This window comes from Enterobacter sp. RIT418 (assembly GCF_003057745.1).
In the GTDB taxonomy this organism is placed as follows: Bacteria; Pseudomonadota; Gammaproteobacteria; order Enterobacterales; family Enterobacteriaceae; genus Enterobacter.
This window is the reverse complement of record NZ_QBJD02000011.1, coordinates 1-20,293: the sequence shown is the minus strand read 5'-3', so window position 1 is coordinate 20,293 and position 20,293 is coordinate 1. Positions and strand designations below refer to the sequence as shown.

Here is a 20,293-nt window from a genome sequence, read left to right as displayed (position 1 = left end):
GCTGAATCAGGAGGTTAATAATGTTATCTGGGCAAACACCTACCCGGCAGTGGAACACTCGACGCACCGAGAAAGCGCGTCGTCTGGCCTCCGTGCCGGTGCAGGGCAAGGTACTGCCAACGGGCGATTTGGTCGCCATGCTGGAAAAATTAATCGCCCCCGGCGACAAGGTTGTGCTGGAAGGCAACAACCAAAAGCAGGCGGATTTCCTTTCCCGCTCGCTTGCTGAAGTAAACCCGCAAATCGTCCACGACCTGCATATGATTATGCCAAGCGTGGGCCGCAGCGAGCATCTGGATATCTTCGAGAAGGGCATCGCCCGCAAGCTGGACTTCTCCTTCTCCGGCACGCAGAGCCTGCGTATCTCGCAGCTTCTGGAAGATGGCCAGCTCGAAATCGGCGCGATCCACACCTACATCGAACTCTACTCCCGCCTGTACGTCGACCTCTCGCCGAACGTGGCGCTGATTGCCGGCTTTAAGGCTGACCGCAAAGGCAACCTCTACACCGGCGCGAGTACCGAAGATACGCCAGCGCTGGTGGAAGCCGCCGCGTTCCACGACGGGATCGTTATTGCTCAGGTCAACGAACTGGTGGACGACGAGTGCGATCTGCCGCGCGTGGATATTCCGGGTTCATGGATTGACTACGTAGTCGTGGCCGACAAGCCGTTCTTCATCGAACCGCTGTTCACCCGTGACCCGCGCCTGATCAAACAGGAACACATCCTGATGGCGATGATGGCGATTAAGGGCATCTACGCGGAGCACCAGGTGCAGTCCCTTAACCACGGGATCGGCTTTAACACCGCAGCGATTGAGCTGCTGCTGCCGACCTACGGCGAACAGCTCGGCCTGAAGGGCAAAATCTGTAAGCACTGGACCCTGAACCCGCACCCAACGCTTATCCCGGCGATTGAGAGCGGCTGGGTCGAAAGCGTGCACTGCTTCGGCGGCGAGCTGGGGATGGAAGAGTACATCCGCGCCCGCCCTGACGTCTTCTTTACCGGCGCCGACGGCTCCATGCGCTCCAACCGTGCCTTCTGCCAGCTGGCAGGTCAGTACGCGGTAGATATGTTCATTGGGTCAACGCTCCAGGTTGACGGCTACGCCAACTCCTCAACAGTGACCCGCGGTCGTCTTTCCGGCTTCGGCGGCGCGCCAAACATGGGCCACGATCCGCACGGTCGCCGCCACGCCACGCCGGCCTGGCTGAACATGATCACCGAACCCGATCCGATGCAGCGCGGTAAAAAACTGGTCGTGCAGATGGTGGAAACCTTCCAGGCGGGCGTGAAGCCAACCTTCGTGGAAAAACTCGATGCGGTGGACGTGGCAAAAGCCTCCGGCATGCCGCTGGCACCGGTCATGATCTACGGCGATGACGTGACCCACGTCCTGACCGAAGAGGGGATTGCCTACCTCTATCGCGCCAAAGACATGGAAGAGCGCCGCGCCATGGTGGCTGCCGTTGCGGGGATCACCGATATCGGCCTGGGCGTTGACGCCAAACGCGTGGCGGAACTGCGCCAGAGCGGCAAGGTTGTTTATCCGGAAGATATGGGCATTCGCCGCACCGACGCTACCCGCTCTCTGCTGGCGGCAGGCAGCGTGTCTGACCTCGTTGAGTGGTCCGGCGGTCTGTATAACCCACCTGCGAAATTCCGGAGCTGGTAATGAAACTTCTGCCCCAGATTCAGGTTGAAGGCGGTGCCGAATGGCTGGCGCGAACCGCCACGCAGTGTCTGATTGACGAAGCGCGACTGAGCCCGAAACCCGGTCTGGTGGACAGCCGGGGGAACGGCGCGCACCACGATTTATCGCTCGCGCTAATGGAGCGCTCCGCGCACAGCCTGACCCCTACGTTTCAGGCGCTGGCGCAGCAGAGCTGGCAGCGTCCGGCTGACGTTGCGCTCAGGCAAACCGTCGGGCGGCTTGGCCGCGAAGGCGAGCAGCAGATGATGAAGGCAACCGGCGGGGTCAATACCCACCGGGGCGCGATTTGGGCGCTGGGATTACTGGTCAGCGCGGTGGCGATGCAGGGCGGCGACGCCTCTGCGCAAACCGTCGCAGACACCGCCGCCCGGCTGGCAAAGCTGCCGGACGACGCGGCGCCGAAAGTGTTCAGCAAAGGGCTGCGCGCCACGCATCGCTACCGCGTACCGGGCGCGCGTGAAGAGGCGCAGCAGGCGTTTCCGCACGTGATGCAGCGCGCGCTGCCGCAGCTTCGCCTCAGCCGCCTGAACGGCAGCAGCGAAGCGCAGGCGAGGCTCGACGCGCTGATGGCGATCATGACGTCGCTCACCGATACCTGCGTGCTGTCGCGCGCCGGAATGGAGGGGCTTGACGCCATGCAGGACGGCGCCCGTGCCGTTTTGCGCGCCGGCGGCTGCGCCACGCCCGCGGGCCAACTGGCGCTGGCAACGTTAGATCGTCAGATGCTGGCACTTAACGCCTCGCCGGGCGGCGCTGCCGACCTGCTCGCCGCCACGCTGTTTCTCGACCGCGTCGAAACGTCTTATTCAAAGCATTAAGAGGATGTTATGGAAAAAATCACATTAACCATGCCCGCCAGCCGCGCGTTAAGCGGTAAGGCGCTGGCAGGGGTTGTTGGTTCCGGGGATATGGAGGTGCTTTTCGCCGCCGAACCGGGCCAGACCTTAACCATCGATATCACCACCTCCGTCGACAACAGCCGCGGCCGCTGGGAAGCCCTGTTTACCCGCCTGCAAACCGTCAGCAGCCTGCCCGCAGGCAAGCTGACCATCCACGACTTCGGCGCGACGCCGGGCGTGGCGCGCATTCGTATCGAACAGGTTTTTGAGGGGGTGAGCCATGCGTGATGACAGCAGCTTTATCGAACTAAAAGCGCGCCAGCGCGCGCAGGCGCTGCTGGACGAGGGCAGCTACCGCGAACTGCTGGATCCGTTTGAAGGCATTATCTCTCCGTGGCTTGGGCCGCAGGGCATTGTGCCGCAGGCAGATGACGGCATGGTCGTCGCGAAAGGCACCATCAACGGCCAGCCTGCCGTGGTGGTTGCCATCGAAGGCGCGTTCCAGGGCGGCAGCATGGGCGAAGTGTCCGGCGCCAAAATGGCGGCGGCGCTGGAGCTGGCGGCGGAAGATAACCGCAACGGCATTCCGACTCAGGCGGTGCTGTGCCTCGAAACCGGCGGCGTGCGCTTGCAGGAAGCCAACCTTGGCCTGGCGGCGATTGCCGATATCCACGCGGCGATTGTTGACCTGCGTCGCTACACGCCGGTGATCGGGATTGTAGCGGGAACCGTGGGCTGCTTCGGCGGGATGTCCATCGCGGCGGCGCTGTGCAGCTACCTGATTGTGACCCGCGAAGCGCGTCTCGGCCTGAACGGTCCGCAGGTTATCGAGCAGGAAGCGGGGATTGAAGAGTACGACTCCCGCGACCGTCCGTTTATCTGGAGCATGACCGGCGGCGAAGTGCGCTATGAAAGCGGCCTGGTGGATGCGCTGGTGGGCGACGGCGTCAACGCGGTGAAAGCGGCGATGAACGACGCGATTGCGAAAGGCGTGCCCGCGAAGCACCGTACCGATAACTACGACGATTACCTGAATCGCCTGACGAACTTCGACACCCGCAAACAGGCCGATGCCGAACAGATTAAAGCGCTTTTTGCCCGGGAGGTGAAATGATGAGTAATTCAATGAGCCGTGGCGAACTCTGGCTGGAAACCCTCGCTCCGAACGCAAAACGTCTTGAAGGATTATGCCCGTCCGTGCAGGCGGCCGACGGCGAGCTGAACGGTGAAGCGGTGCGTTTCGTTGCCGTGGTGCCGGACGCCAACAACCACTTCCCGCGCGCGGCGCAGGGTGAGGTGGGGCTGCTGGAAGGCTGGACGCTGGCGAAGGTGGTCAGCGAAACCGTCGCGGCGGATGCCAATAAAGCCGTGAAGCGCCCGATTGTGGCGGTGATCGACGTCCCAAGCCAGGCCTATGGCCGTCGCGAAGAGGCGTTTGGTATTCACCAGGCGCTGGCGGGTGCCGCTGCCGCGTATGCAAACGCGCGTCTGGCCGGTCACCCGGTGATTGGGCTTATCGTCGGCAAGGCGATGTCCGGCGCGTTTCTGGCGCACGGCTACCAGGCCAACCGCCTGATCGCCTTCAACGATAAGGGCGTGCTGATCCACGCGATGGGTAAAGAATCTGCGGCGCGCATTACGCTGCGTACCGTAGAGGCGCTGGAAAAACTGGCCGCGACGATCCCGCCGATGGCCTATGACATCAGCAACTACGCCACGCTGGGGCTGCTTTCCAGCCTGCTGGACATCAGCAACCCGGATGCACCTTCTGAAAACGATCTGACGCTGGTGAAAACCACCCTGCAACAGGCCATCAACGACGCGCGTCAGGACGCCACGCTGAAAAACCGCCTGGGTGCTGACAACCGCCGCAGCTCTGCCCTCGTACGCGAACGCATGCGGGCAAGCTGGTAAGTAAAAAGAGACCTGCCAGATGCACAACCCCGTGGGCGTACGTTGCGCCCACGCGGGAACCTGCATCCTGAAAATAATAATCATCGCGCCAGTGCTTAAACTTTTTTACTACAGGTGAATTATGACTTACGTAATTGTTCATGCTCTTGCACCGATTTTCGTCATCATGCTGCTGGGATTCTGGGCCGGCAAAGCAAAGATGGTCGATAACAAAAATGTTTCCCTGCTTAATATCTTCGTGATGGATTTCGCCCTGCCCGCCGCGCTGTTCAGCGCGACCGTGCAAACGCCGTGGACCGGCATCGTCGCCCAGTCGCCGCTGATCCTGGTGCTGACCCTGGCGATGTGGATAACCTATGCGGCCATCTACTTCCTCGCGACCAAGGTCTTTAAAAAATCGCCACAGGATGCGGCCGTGCTGACGCTGACCGTCGCCCTGCCGAACTACGCCGCGCTCGGCCTGCCTATTTTGGGCAGCGTGCTGGGGGAAAGCTCGTCTACCTCGCTTTCCGTGGCCGTTTCTATCGCCTGCGGCTCCGTGCTGATGACGCCGTTCTGCCTGCTGATTCTGGAGCGTGAAAAAGCGCGCGCCGAAGGCGGCAACACCGGCTCCACGCTCTCCATGCTGCCGGTGCTGATGTGGCGCTCGATTAAAAAACCGATCGTTATGGGCCCGCTGCTGGGGGTGATCCTCTCCGCTATCGGCATCAAAATGCCGGAACTGGTTCTCGCGGCGATTAAACCGCTGGGCCTCTCCGCAACGGCTGCCGCGCTGTTCCTGACCGGGGTGATCCTCTCTGCCCGCAAGCTGCAGATCAACACCATGGTGATCGCTTCCACCATCGCCAAGCTGCTGATCCAGCCGGCGATTGCCTGGGGTATTGTGCTCATCTTCGGCCTGCACGGCTCCGTGGCAATCACCGCTATCCTGATGATTGCGCTTTCTGCGGGCTTCTTCGGCGTGGTGTTCGGTAACCGCTTTGGCGTGCAGTCGCCGGATGCAGAAGCCGTGCTGCTGTTAAGCTCCGTACTGTGTATCCTGTCGCTGCCGCTGTTTATCTCGCTGACTTCAGGAATGTAATCATGACCACAACGTTACGCCCGCACGACCTCATCTGGCTTTCTGCGCGAGACGCGCTGGAAGGCATCACCGACGACTGGGTAGATGCGGTATGGCATACCGGCCTGCCGGTGGTGGTGCGGCGTGATGTTGATAGCGAAGGCCGTATTCCCGTTGGCGTGCGCGGATTGCGCCGCGACCAGCGGGCGGCCGGATGGGTGAAGCCCGAACGCGTAACGCGCGTGGTGTCACCCGAATCGCTGAGCGTGACCGCCGATCTGCTGCGCTCGCCGTTTGTGACGCAGCCGCCGGTGCAGGTGGCGCTTCAGCTTTCTCAGCAGCCGTGGCCGTGGAAATGGGGGATTACCGGCAGCACCGGCTACGCGCTGGCGACCGGCATTCCGGTTATCCATGCCGACAGCGATCTCGACCTGCTGATCCGCGCCCCGCAGCCGATTTCCCCCGGTGCGTTTGCCACATGGCAGTCGCAGCTTGGCCGCGCGCTGTGCCGGGCAGATACGCAGGTGGATACGCCCGAGGGCGGCTTTGCGCTGGCGGAATGGCTGCGCGACAGCAAAACGCTGTTGAAAACCCGCCGCGGGCCGCGTCTGGTGACGGACCCGTGGCACAGGGAGGCGTGATGAAAATACTGTTTACTTTTCCGGGGCAGGGCACGCAGCATGAAGGCATGCTGCAAAACCTGCCGGGCACCGAGCTGGCTCAGGCTCGCGAGGCGCTGGGGACGGAGGTTGATACGCTGGATAGCGCAGCTTCGTTATCCCATACCCGCGGGGTGCAGCTTTCGCTGCTGATCGCGGGTGTCGCCTGGGCGCGCGAGCTTGAGCGACGCGGCGTAACGCCGGATATCGTCAGCGGGCTGTCCATCGGCGCGTATCCTGCGGCGGTTATCGCGGGCGCGCTGGATTTCACCGACGCGATTAGGCTAGTGGCGCTGCGCGGCGATTTAATGGAGCAAGCCTATCCGCACGGCTACGGCCTGACGGCGATTATGGGGCTGACCCTGCCGCAGGTGGAGCAGCTTATCGACGGTACCGGAACCTATATCGCCAACCTGAATGCCGAAACGCAGATCGTGATTGCCGGAACCGACGAGGGCATGGCGCAGGTGGCGAAGCGTGCGCTGGAGAAAGGGGCGAACAAGGCGCACCGGCTGGCCGTTAGCGTGCCGTCGCACTGCGAACTGCTGGCGGAACCGGCGCAAAAGCTGGAGGCGGCGTTTGAAACGGTGACGCTCTCTCGCCCGCGCTTAGCGTATCTTAGCGGCAGCACCGGCCGCGTCCTCTGGCAGCCGGAGAGGATCGCCGACGATCTGGCGATGAATATGGCTCGCACCGTGCGCTGGCAGGAGGCGATGATTTCCGCCAACGAGCGCGAGGCGCGGCTGGCGATCGAGATGCCCCCCGGCGGCGTGTTAACCTGCCTGACGCGACAGGCGTCCTGGGAAGGCGAGACGATTTCGCTGGAGCGCAGCGGGGTAGACGTGGCGGTGCATTTGGCGGGGCGGCTTCAGCGGTGACTTTTTGCCCGGTCAGGCGCAGCCGGGCAATAACATCAGGCACTGTCCTGCAAACTTCTGGCATACATCCGCCCTTCGGCGGCCAGCGCGCGCAGGCTGGGGTCCTGCTCGCGGTTGCGGGCAAAGACGATGGCGATCAGCTGCTGCATCTGATACGGCTGCGCCAGCTTCAGCAGCTGCACCGAGTTTTCATACACCTTCTTCATCCTGCCCGGCATCAGCGTAAAGCCAACGCCCGCCTGCACCAGGCTCAGCATTGAGAAAATGTCGTTCACGCGGGTGACGATCTCCGGCTCGAAACCGGCGATATGAAAGGCTTCCTGGAACCCGGCGTAGGTGGCAAACCCTTCCGCCAGCGAGACAAACTTTTGGTCCTTGTAGTCCCGCAGGTCCGCAGGCCCGCTGGCGTTCAGCGTGGCGGAGGCCGGAGCGGCAAGGAAGATGTCGTCGTGGAAAAGGGGCAGAACCTCCAGCGTGTTGCGGTCGATGTCGCTTTCAGAAATGGAGATTAAAATCGCGTCCAGCGTGCCCTCGTCCAGCATGTGCAGCAGCGCGTCGTTAGAGCCCATCGTCAGATCCATTTCCAGATCCGGACGGCGCAGCTTCATGCCCATGATCAGGCGCGGCACGGTTTCCAGCGTTAGCGAATAGAGCGTGCCCACGCGCAGGCGACCCTGACCGATGCCCGCAATTTTGCGGGACTCCTCAAGACCGCGCGCCATCACCTGCATCACCTCCTGGCAGTATTCCAGCAGCGTCCAGGCGGAGGGGAGCGCAATCAGGTTACGTCCCTTGTGGGTGAACAGCGGGCAGCGCACGTTCTCTTCCAGCGTGTGCAGCGCGCGGTGCACGCTCACGCCGCTCAGGTTTAACGCCTCGGCGGTGCGCGCAATATTGCCCTTTTCCATAAAGGTCATGAAAATGCCGAGCTTGCGAAACGTAATGTCGCTCGTGATATCGATAGTCATAACCCTCCCCAATGGCCTAGTCGGCCTGCAGCATCGCTTCCAGCTGTTCCTGTGCGTCCAGCCACGCCATCTCACACGCTTCGAGGCTGGATTTCGTTTTCGCCTGGGTTTGCAGGCACTCGGTCAGCTCCGCTTTACGGCTCTGATCGTACAGCCCGCTGTCGCCCAGCTTCTCTTCTACGGCGGCGAGCGTGGCGTTGAGCTTCTCCATCTCTTTTTCCAGACGGGCAATCTCTTTGCGCAGCGGCTGCGTCTGGGTGCGCAGCTCGGCTTCACGGCGCTTCTGATCTTTACGCGCCTGGGCGCTGTTGGCGTTATCTTTTGCCGAGTCGTCCGGCTGGTTCTCCTGCTTCTGCACGTCCGTCAGCCACTGCTGATAGTCTTCGAGGTCGCCGTCGAACGGTTCAACCTTGCCGTCGTGTACCAGGTAGAGATCGTCGGTGGTGGATCGGATCAGGTGGCGGTCGTGCGAGACGACAACCAGCGCGCCTTCGAACTCAATCAGCGCTTCGGTCAGCGCCTGACGCATGTCGAGATCGAGGTGGTTAGTCGGTTCATCGAGCAGCAGCAGGTTCGGGCGCTGCCAGACGATCAGCGCCAGCACCAGGCGCGCTTTTTCGCCGCCGGAGAAGCGCTCGGTGTTTTCGGTGACTTTGTCGCCCTGGAAGCCGAAGCCGCCGAGGTAGTCGCGCAGCTTCTGCTCCATCTCCTGCGGTGCCAGGCGCGCGAGATGCTGAATAGGGGATTCATCGGCGCGTAAAAATTCCAGCTGATGCTGGGCGAAGTAGCCAAGCTTGATGCCCTTTGCCAGGCCAATTTCGCCGCTGAGGGGGTTAAGCTCGCCCGCCAGCAGCTTGATCAGCGTCGATTTACCGGCACCGTTACGCCCTAAAAGACCGATGCGCGAGCCCGGCACCAGGTTGAGCTTGATGGAGTCGAGAATGATACGGTCGGCATAGCCTGCGCTGACTTTCTCCATCTTCAGGAGCGGGTTCGGCAGGCTTTCCGGCGCGCGGAAGCTGAAGTGGAACGGGTTGTCCACGTGCGCCGGGGCAATCATCTCCATGCGCTCCAGCATCTTGATGCGGCTCTGCGCCTGCTTGGCTTTCGAGGCCTTGGCCTTGAAGCGATCGACAAAACTTTGCAGGTGCGCCACGCGCTGCTGCTGGCTTTCGTACATCGACTGCTGCTGCGCAAGGCGCGTGGCGCGCTGGCGCTCGAAGGAGCTGTAGTTGCCGGTGTATTCGAACATCGTTTGCTGTTCGATATGAATGATTTTATCGACGACCGGGTCGAGGAAGTCGCGGTCGTGCGAGATCAGAATCAGAGTGCCCTGATAGCTCTTGAGCCACTTCTCCAGCCAAATTACCGCATCGAGATCGAGGTGGTTGGTTGGTTCATCGAGCAGCAGCAGGTCAGAGCGGCAGATCAGCGCCTGGGCCAGGTTGAGGCGCATGCGCCAGCCGCCGGAGAAGTCGCTGACCGGGCGTTCGAGCTGTTCGTTGCTGAAGCCCAGGCCGTGCAGCAGGCTGGAGGCGCGGGAGCGGATGGTCCACGCGTCGATGGCGTCCAGCTTGCCGTGAACGGTGGCGATGGCGTGGCCGTCGTTGCGCTCGTTCGCGGCGTTAAGCTCTGCCTCCAGCCTGCGGTATTCGCGGTCACCGTCAATAACATAGTCGAGCGCCGGTTCGCTCAGCGCGGGCGTTTCCTGGTTTACCCAGGCCAGCTGCCAGTTTCCTGGATAGGTAAAGTTACCGCCGTCCGCGCTAATCTCGTTTTTCAGCAGCGCCAGCAGGGTGGATTTACCGCAGCCGTTTTTGCCGACCAGGCCCACCTTCTGGCCCGGATTGATGGTGGCGGTGGCGTTATCCAGCAGGACGCGCACGCCGCGACGAATTTGTAACGAGGAGAAAACAATCATAGAAGCGCCGTATGTTCCGACTATGTTAATTTGTCATTATGATAATGTAAGGTGTGGGCGATATTCCCCACCGGGCCGCCATGGTAGCCCAAAACGACAACAATACACAAAAACAGAACCGGGAGGGGAGTGATGTCTCAGACAGCGAAAGTGCTGCTGCTGTATGCCCATCCGGAATCACAGGACTCGGTGGCAAACCGCGTACTGCTTAAGCCGGCTACACAGCTCAGTAACGTGACGGTGCACGATCTCTACGCGCACTATCCTGATTTTTTTATCGATATTCCCCACGAGCAGGAACTGCTGCGCCAGCACGACGTGATTGTGTTCCAGCATCCGCTGTATACCTACAGCTGCCCGGCGCTGCTGAAGGAGTGGCTGGACCGCGTGCTGAGCCGGGGGTTCTCCAGCGGGGTAGGGGGCAACCAGCTGGCGGGAAAGTACTGGCGTAGCGTGATTACCACGGGCGAGCCGGAAAGCGCCTACCGTCATGACGGGCTTAACCGCTATCCGATGAGCGATATCCTTCGTCCCTTCGAGCTGACCGCGGCGATGTGCCGCATGCACTGGATGAGCCCGATTATCGTCTACTGGGCGCGCCGGCAGAAGCCTGAAGAGCTGGCGAGCCACGCTCGAGCTTACGGCGAATGGCTGGCGTCGCCGACGTCGACAGGAGGCCGCTGATGGAAGGATCGAATCTGCTTCTTGCCGGCGTGCTGTTTCTCTTCGCGGCGGTGGTGGCCGTGCCGCTGGCCGCGCGGATCGGCATTGGCGCCGTGCTGGGCTACCTGCTGGCGGGGATTGCCATTGGCCCGTGGGGGCTTGGGTTTATCAGCGACGTGGATGAAATACTCCACTTCTCCGAGCTCGGCGTGGTGTTCCTGATGTTCATCATCGGGCTGGAGCTGAACCCGTCCAAGCTGTGGCAGCTTCGGCGCTCCATCTTCGGCGTTGGCGCGGCGCAGGTGCTGTTCAGCGCCGCGATCCTGGCCGGGCTGCTGATGCTGACGAACTTCTCGTGGCAGGCGGCGGTGATTGGCGGTATCGGCCTGGCGATGTCCTCCACCGCGATGGCGCTGCAGATGATGCGCGACAAGGGCATGAACCGCAACGAGGCCGGTCAGCTCGGCTTTTCGGTGCTGCTGTTTCAGGATTTAGCGGTGATCCCGGCGCTGGCGCTGGTGCCGCTGCTGGCCGGCTCCGGCGACGACCATTTCGACTGGGTGAAGATCTCCATGAAGGTGCTGGCGTTTGCGGGCATGCTGATTGGCGGACGCTTCCTGCTGCGCCCGGTGTTCCGCTTTATTGCCGCCTCGGGCGTACGCGAGGTGTTCACCGCCGCGACGCTGCTGCTGGTGCTCGGCTCGGCGCTGTTTATGGACGCGCTGGGGCTGTCGATGGCGCTCGGGACGTTTATCGCCGGGGTGCTGCTTGCGGAAAGCGAATACCGTCACGAGCTGGAAACGGCTATCGATCCGTTTAAAGGGCTGCTGCTCGGGCTGTTCTTTATTTCGGTGGGCATGGCGCTGAACCTGGGCGTGCTTTATACCCATATGCTGTGGGTGATCGTGAGCGTCGCGGTGCTGGTGGCGGTGAAGACGCTGGTGCTTTACGGGCTGGCGCGCATTTACGGCCTGCGCAGTTCGGAAAGAATGCAGTTTGCCAGCGTGCTGAGCCAGGGCGGCGAGTTCGCGTTCGTGCTGTTCTCGACGGCGTCGTCCCAGAAGCTATTTAAGGATGACCAGATGGCGCTGCTGCTGGTGACGGTGACGCTGTCGATGATGACCACGCCGCTGCTGATGAAGCTGGTGGATAAGGTCCTCTCGCGGCGCTTAAACCCGACGGATGATGAAGACGAAGCGCCGTGGGTAGAAGACGATAAGCCGCAGGTGATCGTGGTGGGCTTTGGCCGCTTCGGGCAGGTGATTGGTCGCCTGCTGATGGCGAACAAAATGCGCATTACGGTGCTGGAAAGGGACATCAGCGCTGTAAACCTGATGCGTAAATATGGCTATAAAGTTTATTACGGCGATGCCACCCAGCTTGAGCTGCTGCGATCGGCGGGCGCGGAGGCGGCTGAATCCATCGTCATCACCTGTAACGATCCGGAAGACACGATGAAGCTGGTTGAGCTGTGCCAGCAGCATTTCCCGCATCTGCATATTCTGGCGCGGGCGCGCGGACGTGTTGAAGCTCACGAACTTTTGCAGGCGGGTGTGAAACACTTCTCCCGCGAGACGTTCTCCAGCGCGCTGGAGCTGGGGCGCAAGGCGCTGGTATCGCTTGGGATGCATCCCCATCAGGCGCAGCGCGCGCAAATGCACTTCCGCAGGCTGGATATGCGGATGTTGCGCGAGCTGATGCCCGTACACAGCGACACGGCGCAAATTTCTCGCGTGCGGGAGGCGCGCCGCGAGCTGGAAGAGATTTTCCAGCGTGAGATGCAGCAGGAACGGCGCCAGCTGGACGGCTGGGATGAATTTGAATAAAGGGTAACGAAAGATGGCTGTACGTAAACGCTTTATCGCGGGCGCAAAATGCCCCGGCTGCCAGGCGCAAGATACGCTGGCCATGTGGCGCGAAAATAATATCGATATTGTTGAGTGTGTTAAGTGCGGCCACCAGATGCGCGAGGCCGACAAAGAGGCCCGCGATCACGTTCGCAAAGAAGAGCAAGTGATCGGGATTTTTCATCCAGACTAGCGATATGCCCTGAGTTTTTTTAAGCTAAAGGGTACACGGGTGCAGATTTCCGCTACAATCTGCGCCAGCAATTTTCCCACGCTCAGGAGATATCATGAAAGTAGCAAAAGACCTGGTGGTCAGCCTGGCCTATCAGGTACGTACAGAAGACGGTGTGTTGGTTGATGAGTCTCCGGTGAGTGCGCCGCTGGACTACCTGCATGGTCACGGTTCCCTGATCTCCGGCCTGGAAACCGCGCTGGAAGGTCACGACGTTGGCGATAAATTTGACGTTGCTGTAGGCGCAAACGACGCTTACGGTCAGTATGACGACAACCTGGTTCAGCGCGTTCCTAAAGACGTGTTCATGGGCGTTGACGAGCTGCAGGTTGGCATGCGCTTCCTGGCTGAAACTGACCAGGGCCCGGTGCCGGTTGAAATCACTGAAGTGGAAGACGACCACGTTGTGGTTGACGGCAACCACATGCTGGCTGGCCAGAACCTGAAGTTTAACGTTGAAGTTGTGGCTATTCGTGAAGCGACCGAAGAAGAGCTGGCTCATGGCCACGTTCACGGCGCGCACGGCCACGACCATGACCACGAACACGGCCACGACGGTTGCTGCGGCGGTCACGGCCACGATCACGACCATGGTCACGACCACGGTAAAGGTGGTTGCGGCGGTAACGGCGGCTGCGGCTGCCACTAATACCCGTCGTCTTTCAAGCCGCAGGTGCGTTGGCTGCGCTTTCAAACCCCGGTTACATAGCTATCTATGCTCCCGGGGATTTTCAAGCTTGCCGCGGTCCTGCGACTCGAAATCCATAGGGTATTTGGTATGTAGGCCCGGTAAGCTTCGCGCCACCGGGCACAAAAAAAGCGGGATTGTTATCCCGCTTTTTTACGCCTCAATAATGAGGTGGTGGCGTCTCTTCAGACTGGGACGCGATATGTGATGACTGCGTTGCCTTCAGCTTCTCGGTTAACAGACGCATCAAATCCCGCAGTTTCGCCATTTCGAGCTCGTGCGCGGTCACGGTCTGGTTCAACTCTTCGATGGTGATGTCCTGAAAAGCCAGGCGGCTTTCCAGTTCAGCCAGTCTCGCTTCAATCATTGTGTCCTTCATCGTTCACCTCGTTTATGCCTCAATGGACTTTGCCTGCCAGCGGCGGCGAAGTTTAACTGAGTTTAACTTTACGTGCAGTACTCATCCTGACGGTAAGAAACTAATTTAAACAAAAATAGTCTGAAAAGTGCTGCGATTCGGGGGAGTCTGTCTGTAGATTTCTTCCGCAACGCTTTATAGTACGTTACTCATTTACGTTTAATGCTGGGGTGAGAGTCCCCAGGCCCTGGAGAAATGGATGAAATCACTGTTCAAAGTTACGCTGCTGGCGACTACGATGGCCGTCGCGCTGAACGCGCCGCTGTCTTTCGCGGCTGATACTGCTGCGAAGCCTGCTGCGACTGCAGACAGCAAAGCGGCATTTAAAAATGACGACCAGAAATCCGCCTACGCACTTGGCGCATCTCTGGGCCGTTACATGGAAAACTCTCTGAAAGAGCAAGAAAAACTGGGCATTAAACTGGATAAAGCCCAGCTGATCGCGGGTGTTCAGGATGCGTTTGCGAATAAGAGTAAACTGTCTGACCAGGACATCGAGAAAACGCTGCAGGCGTTTGAAGCGCGCGTGAAAGGCGCCGCTCAGACTAAAATGGAAGCAGATGCTAAAGACAACGAAGCAAAAGGTAAGGCTTACCGCGATACCTTTGCTAAAGAGAAAGGCGTAAAAACTTCTTCTACCGGCCTGGTATATAAAGTTGAGAAAGAAGGCACCGGCGATGCGCCGAAAGACAGCGATACCGTTGTTGTTAACTACAAAGGCACGCTGATTGACGGTAAAGAGTTTGATAACTCTTATACCCGCGGTGAACCTCTCTCCTTCCGTCTGGATGGCGTTATCCCAGGCTGGACCGAAGGTCTGAAGAACATCAAGAAAGGCGGTAAAATCAAGCTGGTCATTCCACCGGATCTGGCTTACGGCAAAACTGGCGTTCCGGGCATCCCAGCGAACTCTACGCTGGTCTTCGATGTAGAACTGCTGGACATCAAACCGGCACCGAAAGCGGATGCGAAAGCAGACGCGCCGGCTGACGATAAAGCCGCAGCCGCTAAGAAGTAATGCTGTAAAAGCCGCCGCCGATAAGGCGGCGGTTTTTTTTATTGTGGGGCAGATATAATTAACACTGGAAAGCGTTATACACGCTGTATTAATTTAGTTGTCCGTGTAGATAATGAGCCTGCCCTGAAAACGTAACGACAGGCTCCTGAAAAGGAGTGTTTTTTTCATGTCCAGGTCGCTTTTAACCAATGAAACCAGTGAACTCGATTTGCTGGATCAACGTCCTTTCGATCAGACCGACTTCGATATTCTAAAATCCTACGAAGCGGTGGTGGACGGGTTAGCGATGCTCATTGGGTCCCACTGCGAAATCGTATTGCACTCTTTGCAGGATCTAAAGTGTTCTGCCATCCGCATTGCCAACGGTGAACACACAGGCCGCAAAATTGGTTCTCCGATCACCGACCTTGCTCTGCGCATGCTGCATGACATGACCGGCGCAGACAGCAGCGTCTCCAAATGCTATTTCACCCGCGCCAAGAGCGGCGTGCTGATGAAATCAGAAACTATCGCGATTCGAAACCGCGACCACCGCGTGATCGGGCTGCTGTGCATCAACATGAACCTTGATGTACCGTTCTCTCAGATCATGAGCACTTTTATTCCGCCAGAAACGCCAGACGTGGGCTCATCCGTGAACTTTGCTTCTTCTGTTGAAGATCTTGTCACCCAGACGCTTGAGTTTACGATTGAAGAGGTGAATGCCGATCGCAACGTATCGAACAACGCCAAGAATCGACAGATTGTGCTGAACCTCTACGAGAAGGGTATCTTCGATATTAAAGATGCCATCAACCAGGTGGCCGATCGCCTGAACATCTCCAAGCATACGGTTTACCTCTACATTCGCCAGTTCAAAAGCGGCGATTTCGCAGGGCAAGACAAGTAATGCGCTTTGCGTTAATGGTCACAGGCCCGGCCTATGGAACTCAGCAGGCCAGCAGTGCGCTGCAGTTTGCCCGCGCGCTGCTTGACGCCGGTCACGAGCTGGCGAGCGTGTTCTTCTATCGTGAAGGCGTGTACAACGCGAATCAGCTAACTTCACCGGCGAGCGATGAATTTGACATCGTGCGCGCGTGGCAGGCATTACATGAGGCGCAGGGCGTTGAGCTGCACATCTGCGTGGCGGCGGCGCTGCGTCGAGGCGTGACGGATGCTGCGGAGGCCGAGCGCCTTGGCTTATCGGGAGCTAACCTGCAGCCTGGATTTTCGCTGAGTGGCTTAGGCGCGTTGGCGCAGGCTGCGCTGACCTGTGACAGAGTGGTGCAATTCTGATGAAACGCGTGGCGTTTGTTTTTACCTCCGCACCGCACGGCAGCGCGTCAGGCAGAGAAGGCCTGGACGCCTTACTGGCAACCTCGGCATTAACCGAGGATATCGGCGTATTCTTTCTGGGCGACGGCGTGTTCCAGCTGCTGGCCGGCCAGCAGCCGCAGGCTATTCTCGCGCGGGATTACATTGCAACTTTTAAAGTGCTGCCGCTGTACGACATTGACAATCTCTATGTGTGCGCGGACTCGCTAGCCTCGCGCGGGCTGAACGGCACCGTTCAGCTGGTGCTGGATGTTGAGATACTGGCGTCTGCCGCCCTGCGCGATAAACTTTCTCACTACGATACCATTCTGACTTTCTGAGGCCGTCATGCTCCATACTCTGAGCCACTCTCCCTGGCAATGTGACATCGAAACGCTGTTGAGCATGCTGCGAGAGGGTGATGACCTGCTGCTGATCCAGGATGGTGTTCTCGCCGCGGTTGCGGGTAGCCGCTTTGTTGAAATTCTCAACAATGCCCCCATAACGGTCTCTGCGCTCAAGGACGATCTCGATGCGCGAGGCCTTGATGGTCAAAATTCAACCAAAATTAACGTCGTTGGCTATACTGATTTCGTTAATCTGACGCTGAAGCACCCCAGTCAAATGAACTGGTGATCTGAGATCGCTGTATATTTCTTGACACCTTTTCGACGTGGCCCTAAAATTTCGCGTCCTCATATTGTATGAGGTCGATTTATTACGTGTTTACGAAGCAAAAGCTAAAACCAGGAGCTATTTAATGGCAACAGTTAACCAGCTGGTACGCAAACCACGCGCTCGCAAAGTTGCAAAAAGCAACGTGCCTGCGCTGGAAGCCTGCCCGCATAAACGTGGCGTATGTACTCGTGTATATACCACCACTCCTAAGAAACCAAACTCCGCACTGCGTAAAGTATGCCGTGTGCGTTTGACTAACGGTTTTGAAGTGACTTCCTACATCGGTGGTGAAGGTCACAACCTGCAGGAACACTCCGTGATCCTGATCCGTGGCGGTCGTGTTAAAGACCTTCCGGGTGTTCGTTACCACACCGTTCGTGGTGCGCTTGACTGCTCTGGTGTTAAAGACCGTAAGCAGGCTCGCTCCAAGTATGGCGTGAAGCGTCCTAAGGCTTAATGGTTCTCCGTTAAGTAAGGCCAAACTGATTTATCTTAATGTCAAACTAAACTCGTAGAGTTTTGGACAATCCTGAATTAACAACGGAGTATTCCCATGCCACGTCGTCGCGTCATTGGTCAGCGTAAAATCCTTCCAGATCCGAAGTTCGGATCAGAACTGCTGGCAAAATTTGTAAATATCCTGATGGTAGATGGTAAAAAATCTACTGCAGAAGCAATCGTATACAGCGCGCTTGAGACCCTGGCTCAGCGTTCTGGTAAAAATGAACTGGAAGCTTTCGAAGTCGCTCTCGACAACGTTCGCCCAACTGTAGAAGTTAAGTCCCGCCGCGTTGGTGGTTCTACTTATCAGGTTCCAGTTGAAGTTCGTCCGGTTCGTCGTAATGCTCTGGCAATGCGTTGGATCGTTGAAGCTGCTCGTAAACGCGGTGATAAATCCATGGCTCTGCGTCTGGCGAACGAACTTTCTGATGCTGCAGACAACAAAGGTACTGCAGTTAAGAAACGTGAAGACGTTCACCGTATGGCAGAAGCCAACAAGGCGTTCGCACACTACCGTTGGTAATCCCTTCGGAGTATTAGTCACCAGGCGGGCGCTTCAGAGAGGCCGCCCGCTCTGGGTAACTTAACTGAACGCCTAAAGATATAAACGAGGAATCAAATGGCTCGTACAACACCCATCGCACGCTATCGTAACATCGGTATCAGTGCGCACATCGACGCCGGTAAAACCACTACTACCGAACGTATTCTGTTCTACACCGGTGTAAACCACAAAATCGGTGAAGTTCATGACGGCGCAGCCACCATGGACTGGATGGAACAGGAGCAGGAGCGTGGTATTACTATCACCTCCGCAGCGACTACTGCATTCTGGTCAGGTATGGCTAAGCAGTACGAACCGCATCGCGTAAACATCATCGACACCCCGGGGCACGTTGACTTCACCATCGAAGTAGAACGTTCCATGCGTGTTCTTGACGGCGCGGTAATGGTTTATTGCGCAGTTGGTGGTGTTCAGCCACAGTCTGAAACCGTATGGCGTCAGGCTAACAAATATAAAGTTCCACGCATCGCGTTCGTTAACAAAATGGACCGTATGGGTGCTAACTTCCTGAAAGTTGTTGGCCAGATCAAAACCCGTCTGGGCGCGAACCCTGTTCCGCTGCAGCTGGCAATTGGTGCTGAAGAAGGTTTCACCGGCGTTATCGACCTGGTGAAAATGAAAGCCATCAACTGGAATGAAGCAGATGCGGGCGTTACCTTCGAATACGAAGATATCCCGGCAGAGATGCAGGACCTGGCTGACGAATGGCACCAGAACCTGATCGAATCCGCAGCAGAAGCTTCTGAAGAGCTGATGGAAAAATACCTGGGTGGTGAAGAACTGACTGAAGAAGAGATCAAAAAAGCTCTGCGTCAGCGCGTTCTGAACAACGAAATCATCCTGGTTACCTGTGGCTCTGCGTTCAAGAACAAAGGTGTTCAGGCAATGCTGGATGCGGTAGTTGACTACCTGCCATCCCCGGTTGACGTTCCTGCGATCAACGGTATCCTGGACGACGGTAAAGATACTCCGGCTGAGCGTCACGCAAGCGATGACGAGCCGTTCTCTGCACTGGCGTTCAAAATTGCTACCGACCCATTCGTGGGTAACCTGACCTTCTTCCGCGTATATTCTGGTGTGGTTAACTCCGGTGACACCATCCTGAACTCCGTGAAAGCGGCGCGCGAGCGTTTTGGCCGTATCGTACAGATGCACGCTAACAAACGTGAAGAGATCAAAGAAGTTCGTGCGGGCGACATCGCTGCAGCTATCGGTCTGAAAGACGTGACCACTGGTGACACCCTGTGTGACCCGGATCACCCGATCATTCTGGAGCGTATGGAATTCCCAGAGCCGGTAATCTCCATCGCCGTTGAACCAAAAACCAAAGCTGACCAGGAAAAAATGGGTCTGGCTCTGGGTCGTCTGGCTAAAGAAGACCCATCATTCCGCGTATGGACTGATGAAGAATCTAACCAGACCATCATCGCGGGTATGGGTGAACTCCACCTGGACATCATCGTTGACCGTATGAAGCGTGAATTCAACGTTGAAGCGAACGTGGGTAAACCTCAGGTTGCATACCGCGAAGCGATTCGCGCGAAAGTGACCGATGTTGAAGGTAAACACGCTAAGCAGTCTGGTGGTCGCGGTCAGTACGGTCACGTTGTGATCGACATGTACCCACTGGAGCCGGGCTCTAACCCTAAAGGTTATGAGTTCATCAACGACATCAAAGGTGGTGTAATTCCTGGCGAATACATCCCTGCCGTTGATAAAGGTATCCAGGAGCAGCTGAAAGCAGGTCCACTGGCTGGTTATCCGGTTGTTGACATGGGTGTTCGTCTGCACTTCGGTTCTTACCACGACGTTGACTCCTCTGAACTGGCGTTTAAACTGGCTGCGTCTATTGCCTTTAAAGAAGGCTTTAAGAAAGCAAAACCAGTTCTGCTTGAGCCAATCATGAAGGTTGAAGTTGAAACTCCTGAAGAGAACACCGGTGACGTTATCGGTGACTTGAGCCGTCGTCGCGGTATGCTGCGCGGTCAGGAATCCGAAGTAACTGGCGTTAAGATCCACGCTGAAGTTCCGCTGTCTGAAATGTTCGGATATGCAACTCAGCTGCGTTCTCTGACCAAAGGTCGTGCATCATACACCATGGAATTCCTGAAGTATGATGATGCGCCTAACAACGTTGCTCAGGCCGTTATCGAAGCCCGTGGTAAGTAATCCACAGGATTAAAACCTAAGTCCCGTGCTCTCTCCAAAGGGGAGAGCACTATAGTAAGGAATATAGCCGTGTCTAAAGAAAAATTTGAACGTACAAAACCGCACGTCAACGTTGGTACTATCGGCCACGTTGACCATGGTAAAACTACCCTGACTGCTGCAATCACTACCGTACTGGCTAAAACCTACGGCGGTGCTGCTCGTGCTTTCGACCAGATCGATAACGCACCAGAAGAAAAAGCTCGTGGTATCACCATCAACACGTCT

The 20,293-nt window shown here is 57.9% G+C and carries 24 protein-coding genes; 21 read left to right on the top strand and 3 right to left on the bottom strand.

The window, feature by feature from the left end; all coding sequences use genetic code 11:
- The first annotated feature begins 20 nt into the window (after positions 1–20).
- The 8 genes from mdcA (at position 21) to mdcH (ending at position 7,065) form a co-directional block, all read left to right on the top strand.
- On the top strand, positions 21–1,676 hold the full coding sequence (mdcA, locus tag DBY73_RS14175) for a malonate decarboxylase subunit alpha (RefSeq protein ID WP_112011747.1): 1,656 nt from the start codon (positions 21–23) through the stop codon (positions 1,674–1,676).
- On the top strand, positions 1,676–2,533 hold the full coding sequence (locus tag DBY73_RS14170) for a triphosphoribosyl-dephospho-CoA synthase (RefSeq protein WP_112011746.1): 858 nt from the start codon (positions 1,676–1,678) through the stop codon (positions 2,531–2,533). Before mdcA ends, DBY73_RS14170 begins: the two co-directional genes overlap by 1 nt.
- A 9-nt stretch (positions 2,534–2,542) precedes the next feature.
- The gene (mdcC, locus tag DBY73_RS14165) at positions 2,543–2,842 is read left to right on the top strand and encodes a malonate decarboxylase acyl carrier protein (protein WP_006177845.1); all 300 of its coding nucleotides are present in this window, start codon (positions 2,543–2,545) and stop codon (positions 2,840–2,842) included.
- Positions 2,835–3,668, top strand: a complete 834-nt coding sequence (locus DBY73_RS14160; protein ID WP_046886743.1) for a biotin-independent malonate decarboxylase subunit beta — start codon at positions 2,835–2,837, stop codon at positions 3,666–3,668. Before mdcC ends, DBY73_RS14160 begins: the two co-directional genes overlap by 8 nt.
- Positions 3,668–4,468 (top strand): biotin-independent malonate decarboxylase subunit gamma, encoded by an 801-nt coding sequence (gene mdcE, locus DBY73_RS14155; protein ID WP_112011853.1) that lies wholly within the window; start codon positions 3,668–3,670, stop codon positions 4,466–4,468. Before DBY73_RS14160 ends, mdcE begins: the two co-directional genes overlap by 1 nt.
- 121 nt (positions 4,469–4,589) lie before the next feature.
- Positions 4,590–5,549, top strand: coding sequence for an AEC family transporter (locus tag DBY73_RS14150; protein ID WP_112011745.1), 960 nt, complete (start codon positions 4,590–4,592; stop codon positions 5,547–5,549).
- Between the two features lie 2 nt (positions 5,550–5,551).
- Positions 5,552–6,169, top strand: coding sequence for a malonate decarboxylase holo-ACP synthase (locus DBY73_RS14145; RefSeq protein WP_112011744.1), 618 nt, complete (start codon positions 5,552–5,554; stop codon positions 6,167–6,169).
- A complete protein-coding gene (gene mdcH, locus DBY73_RS14140) occupies positions 6,169–7,065 on the top strand; it encodes a malonate decarboxylase subunit epsilon (RefSeq protein WP_112011743.1) in 897 nt (298 codons plus the stop codon). The genes DBY73_RS14145 and mdcH overlap by 1 nt, the downstream gene beginning before the upstream one ends.
- A 35-nt stretch (positions 7,066–7,100) precedes the next feature.
- Here the strand turns inward: mdcH and DBY73_RS14135 are convergent, their stop codons facing one another.
- The gene (locus tag DBY73_RS14135; RefSeq protein ID WP_112011742.1) at positions 7,101–8,033 is read right to left on the bottom strand and encodes a LysR family transcriptional regulator; all 933 of its coding nucleotides are present in this window, start codon (positions 8,031–8,033) and stop codon (positions 7,101–7,103) included.
- 16 nt (positions 8,034–8,049) lie between these two features.
- Complete coding sequence (locus DBY73_RS14130; protein ID WP_112011741.1) at positions 8,050–9,954, bottom strand: ABC transporter ATP-binding protein; 1,905 nt, start codon at positions 9,952–9,954, stop codon at positions 8,050–8,052.
- A 132-nt stretch (positions 9,955–10,086) separates the two neighbouring features.
- On the opposite strand from DBY73_RS14130, the gene kefG reads away from it, so the two are divergent.
- The 4 genes from kefG to slyD all read left to right on the top strand — a co-directional run bounded on the left by kefG (position 10,087) and on the right by slyD (position 13,345).
- Complete coding sequence (gene kefG / locus DBY73_RS14120; RefSeq protein ID WP_146745775.1) at positions 10,087–10,638, top strand: glutathione-regulated potassium-efflux system ancillary protein KefG; 552 nt, start codon at positions 10,087–10,089, stop codon at positions 10,636–10,638.
- Positions 10,638–12,443, top strand: a complete 1,806-nt coding sequence (gene kefB / locus DBY73_RS14115; RefSeq protein ID WP_112011739.1) for a glutathione-regulated potassium-efflux system protein KefB — start codon at positions 10,638–10,640, stop codon at positions 12,441–12,443. Before kefG ends, kefB begins: the two co-directional genes overlap by 1 nt.
- Positions 12,444–12,456: 13 nt before the next feature.
- Entirely contained in the window at positions 12,457–12,657 is a 201-nt protein-coding gene (locus DBY73_RS14110; protein WP_112011738.1) for a YheV family putative zinc ribbon protein, read from the top strand.
- Between the two features lie 94 nt (positions 12,658–12,751).
- Entirely contained in the window at positions 12,752–13,345 is a 594-nt protein-coding gene (slyD, locus tag DBY73_RS14105) for a peptidylprolyl isomerase (RefSeq protein ID WP_112011737.1), read from the top strand.
- A 199-nt stretch (positions 13,346–13,544) separates the two neighbouring features.
- Here the strand turns inward: slyD and DBY73_RS14100 are convergent, their stop codons facing one another.
- Positions 13,545–13,763 carry a protein SlyX gene (locus tag DBY73_RS14100; RefSeq protein WP_112011736.1) on the bottom strand — a complete coding sequence of 73 codons (219 nt, stop codon included), beginning with the start codon at positions 13,761–13,763 and terminating at the stop codon, positions 13,545–13,547.
- 238 nt (positions 13,764–14,001) lie between these two features.
- Here DBY73_RS14100 and fkpA point away from each other — a divergent pair, with 238 nt between their 5' ends.
- From fkpA to DBY73_RS14055, 9 genes are all read left to right on the top strand, one after another.
- Positions 14,002–14,820, top strand: a complete 819-nt coding sequence (fkpA, locus tag DBY73_RS14095) for an FKBP-type peptidyl-prolyl cis-trans isomerase (protein WP_112011735.1) — start codon at positions 14,002–14,004, stop codon at positions 14,818–14,820.
- 166 nt (positions 14,821–14,986) lie between these two features.
- On the top strand, positions 14,987–15,709 hold the full coding sequence (locus tag DBY73_RS14090; protein ID WP_112011734.1) for a transcriptional regulator: 723 nt from the start codon (positions 14,987–14,989) through the stop codon (positions 15,707–15,709).
- Positions 15,709–16,095 carry a sulfurtransferase complex subunit TusD gene (gene tusD / locus DBY73_RS14085; RefSeq protein WP_112011733.1) on the top strand — a complete coding sequence of 129 codons (387 nt, stop codon included), beginning with the start codon at positions 15,709–15,711 and terminating at the stop codon, positions 16,093–16,095. The genes DBY73_RS14090 and tusD overlap by 1 nt, the downstream gene beginning before the upstream one ends.
- Entirely contained in the window at positions 16,095–16,454 is a 360-nt protein-coding gene (gene tusC / locus DBY73_RS14080) for a sulfurtransferase complex subunit TusC (protein WP_112011732.1), read from the top strand. Before tusD ends, tusC begins: the two co-directional genes overlap by 1 nt.
- Positions 16,455–16,461: 7 nt before the next feature.
- A complete protein-coding gene (gene tusB / locus DBY73_RS14075) occupies positions 16,462–16,749 on the top strand; it encodes a sulfurtransferase complex subunit TusB (RefSeq protein ID WP_112011731.1) in 288 nt (95 codons plus the stop codon).
- Between the two features lie 124 nt (positions 16,750–16,873).
- Entirely contained in the window at positions 16,874–17,248 is a 375-nt protein-coding gene (gene rpsL, locus DBY73_RS14070) for a 30S ribosomal protein S12 (protein WP_112011730.1), read from the top strand.
- A gap of 96 nt (positions 17,249–17,344) precedes the next feature.
- Complete coding sequence (gene rpsG, locus DBY73_RS14065) at positions 17,345–17,815, top strand: 30S ribosomal protein S7 (RefSeq protein ID WP_004106370.1); 471 nt, start codon at positions 17,345–17,347, stop codon at positions 17,813–17,815.
- Between the two features lie 96 nt (positions 17,816–17,911).
- A complete protein-coding gene (gene fusA / locus DBY73_RS14060; RefSeq protein WP_112011729.1) occupies positions 17,912–20,026 on the top strand; it encodes an elongation factor G in 2,115 nt (704 codons plus the stop codon).
- Positions 20,027–20,095: 69 nt separating this feature from the next.
- On the top strand, positions 20,096–20,293 hold a 198-nt coding region (locus DBY73_RS14055), incomplete at its 3' end, for a GTP-binding protein (protein WP_000031657.1).

What these genes read in the sequence shown, in the direction of transcription:
- mdcA (WP_112011747.1), top strand. Translation starts at nt 21, where the DNA reads ATGTTATCTGGGCAAACACCTACCCGGCAGTGGAACACTCGACGCACC.
- DBY73_RS14170 (WP_112011746.1), top strand. Translation starts at nt 1,676, where the DNA reads ATGAAACTTCTGCCCCAGATTCAGGTTGAAGGCGGTGCCGAATGGCTG.
- mdcC (WP_006177845.1), top strand. Translation starts at nt 2,543, where the DNA reads ATGGAAAAAATCACATTAACCATGCCCGCCAGCCGCGCGTTAAGCGGT.
- DBY73_RS14160 (WP_046886743.1), top strand. Translation starts at nt 2,835, where the DNA reads ATGCGTGATGACAGCAGCTTTATCGAACTAAAAGCGCGCCAGCGCGCG.
- mdcE (WP_112011853.1), top strand. Translation starts at nt 3,668, where the DNA reads ATGAGTAATTCAATGAGCCGTGGCGAACTCTGGCTGGAAACCCTCGCT.
- DBY73_RS14150 (WP_112011745.1), top strand. Translation starts at nt 4,590, where the DNA reads ATGACTTACGTAATTGTTCATGCTCTTGCACCGATTTTCGTCATCATG.
- DBY73_RS14145 (WP_112011744.1), top strand. Translation starts at nt 5,552, where the DNA reads ATGACCACAACGTTACGCCCGCACGACCTCATCTGGCTTTCTGCGCGA.
- mdcH (WP_112011743.1), top strand. Translation starts at nt 6,169, where the DNA reads ATGAAAATACTGTTTACTTTTCCGGGGCAGGGCACGCAGCATGAAGGC.
- DBY73_RS14135 (WP_112011742.1), bottom strand. Translation starts at nt 8,033, where the DNA reads ATGACTATCGATATCACGAGCGACATTACGTTTCGCAAGCTCGGCATT.
- DBY73_RS14130 (WP_112011741.1), bottom strand. Translation starts at nt 9,954, where the DNA reads ATGATTGTTTTCTCCTCGTTACAAATTCGTCGCGGCGTGCGCGTCCTG.
- kefG (WP_146745775.1), top strand. Translation starts at nt 10,087, where the DNA reads ATGTCTCAGACAGCGAAAGTGCTGCTGCTGTATGCCCATCCGGAATCA.
- kefB (WP_112011739.1), top strand. Translation starts at nt 10,638, where the DNA reads ATGGAAGGATCGAATCTGCTTCTTGCCGGCGTGCTGTTTCTCTTCGCG.
- DBY73_RS14110 (WP_112011738.1), top strand. Translation starts at nt 12,457, where the DNA reads ATGGCTGTACGTAAACGCTTTATCGCGGGCGCAAAATGCCCCGGCTGC.
- slyD (WP_112011737.1), top strand. Translation starts at nt 12,752, where the DNA reads ATGAAAGTAGCAAAAGACCTGGTGGTCAGCCTGGCCTATCAGGTACGT.
- DBY73_RS14100 (WP_112011736.1), bottom strand. Translation starts at nt 13,763, where the DNA reads ATGAAGGACACAATGATTGAAGCGAGACTGGCTGAACTGGAAAGCCGC.
- fkpA (WP_112011735.1), top strand. Translation starts at nt 14,002, where the DNA reads ATGAAATCACTGTTCAAAGTTACGCTGCTGGCGACTACGATGGCCGTC.
- DBY73_RS14090 (WP_112011734.1), top strand. Translation starts at nt 14,987, where the DNA reads ATGTCCAGGTCGCTTTTAACCAATGAAACCAGTGAACTCGATTTGCTG.
- tusD (WP_112011733.1), top strand. Translation starts at nt 15,709, where the DNA reads ATGCGCTTTGCGTTAATGGTCACAGGCCCGGCCTATGGAACTCAGCAG.
- tusC (WP_112011732.1), top strand. Translation starts at nt 16,095, where the DNA reads ATGAAACGCGTGGCGTTTGTTTTTACCTCCGCACCGCACGGCAGCGCG.
- tusB (WP_112011731.1), top strand. Translation starts at nt 16,462, where the DNA reads ATGCTCCATACTCTGAGCCACTCTCCCTGGCAATGTGACATCGAAACG.
- rpsL (WP_112011730.1), top strand. Translation starts at nt 16,874, where the DNA reads ATGGCAACAGTTAACCAGCTGGTACGCAAACCACGCGCTCGCAAAGTT.
- rpsG (WP_004106370.1), top strand. Translation starts at nt 17,345, where the DNA reads ATGCCACGTCGTCGCGTCATTGGTCAGCGTAAAATCCTTCCAGATCCG.
- fusA (WP_112011729.1), top strand. Translation starts at nt 17,912, where the DNA reads ATGGCTCGTACAACACCCATCGCACGCTATCGTAACATCGGTATCAGT.